The 1,548-nt window shown below is 76.5% G+C and carries 2 protein-coding genes; both read left to right on the plus strand.

Annotation, left to right across the window (positions count from 1 at the left end):
• Positions 1-79: 79 nt before the first annotated feature.
• Positions 80-727 carry an NUDIX hydrolase gene (locus tag AB0O00_RS38895; protein ID WP_363659397.1) on the plus strand — a complete coding sequence of 216 codons (648 nt, stop codon included), beginning with the start codon at positions 80-82 and terminating at the stop codon, positions 725-727.
• Positions 728-881: 154 nt separating this feature from the next.
• Positions 882-1,548, plus strand: a 667-nt coding sequence (locus AB0O00_RS38900) for an AAA family ATPase (RefSeq protein ID WP_363659398.1), incomplete at its 3' end; no start/stop codon positions are given.

Genomic DNA, 1,548 nt, shown 5'->3' on the forward strand with positions numbered 1-1,548 from the left:
CCCGCCGGGCGGCCCGGCTATGCCCGGGGGGCCGCCGTCCGGCGTTAGATTGTGTCGTACTGACGAAAAGGGGAGAGCGATGGACGACAGCAGCGACCGGGTGATCGCCGACGCGGCCGAGGAGTGGGAGGTCCGCGAGAGCCGGACGCCGTTCCAGGGCCGGGTGACCGGCGTGCGCAGCGAGGAGGTCCGGATGCCCGACGGCGGCTGGGCCCGCCGCGACTACCAGACCCACCCCGGCTCCGTCTCGGTGCTCGCGCTGGACGATAAAGAGCGGGTGCTGATCCTGCGCCAGTACCGCCACCCCGTCCGCCAGCGGCTCTGGGAGCTGCCGGCCGGCCTGCTCGACGTGCCCGGCGAGAACCCGTGGCACGCCGCCCAGCGGGAGCTGTACGAGGAGGCGCACGTCGAGGCCGCCACCTGGCGGGTGCTCGCCGACTACTACACCTCCCCGGGCGGCACCGACGAGGCGCTGCGCATGTTCCTCGCGACCGACCTGTCCGACGCCCAGGGCGAGCGCTACTCGGCCGAGGGCGAGGAGCAGGAGATCGAGATCGCCCGGGTGCCGGTGCCCGAGCTGATCCGGCTGATCCAGGCCGGGCAGCTGCACAACCCGACTCTGGTCACCGGCACGCTCGCCGTGCACGCCGCGCTCACCAGCCCGGGCGGGCTGGATGCGCTGCGCCCGCCGCAGGCGCCCTGGCCGGCCCGGCCCTTCGAGGCGTGAGCTGCCGCTCGGATTGATCCGGCGGGGTGATTTGCCGGTTCGTACGACCGGATGTCACCTCGGCCGGGCCGGACCGCCGAACTACGCTTCGCAGACAGGCGGTCCGTCCCGGGCCGCCCGAGCGAGCGCCGGACGACGTCGGGAGTGGGCACGGGTGGCGAGGAAGACGGTGACGATGGACCCCGGCCCCGAATCGCCCGCCGGGGCCGTGCCCGGTCTGGAACGGCTGCCGGCCGGGCCCGCGGTGTTCGCCGGGCGGCGCGCCGAACTGGCCGCGCTGCGGGCCGCCGCGGCCCGCCCGGCCGCCGGCCGCAGCCCGGTGCTCGTGCTCGCCGGGCGCCCCGGCTCGGGCCGCACGGCGCTCGCCGTGCGCTTCGCCCGCACCGCCGCCGCGGACTACCCGGACGGCGTGCTCTTCACCCGCCTGTCCGCGCCCGACGGCGCCCGGGTGCCGCCCGCCCGCGCCGCCCGCCTGCTGCTGGAACAGCTCGACCCGGACACCGCCGTGCCGCTGCCCGGCGCGACCGAGGACGGGCGGGACGAGCCCGCCTGCGTCGCGCTGCGCGAAGCCCTGGCCGGACGCAAGGTCCTGCTGCTGCTCGACGACGTCCGGGACGCCGGGCAGCTGTGGCCGCTGCTCGCCGACGAGCCCGGCTGCCTGGTGCTCGCCACCACCGCGGGGCCGCTCACCGGGATCGAGGACATCGACCCCGTCATCCTCGGCGGTCTTGACCGGCAGGCCTCCGGCGAACTGCTCGCCGACCTGGTCGGCGGCACCCGGATCTCCTGCGACCCGATCGGCGGCGCCGACCTCGCCGAGG

Origin of the sequence: Kitasatospora sp. NPDC093558 (assembly GCF_040683475.1) — a bacterium.
GTDB lineage: Bacteria > Actinomycetota > Actinomycetes > Streptomycetales > Streptomycetaceae > Kitasatospora.

Bases quoted from the DNA above. Each gene is read 5' to 3' on its own strand.
- AB0O00_RS38895 (WP_363659397.1), top strand. From the start codon at position 80: ATGGACGACAGCAGCGACCGGGTGATCGCCGACGCGGCCGAGGAGTGG.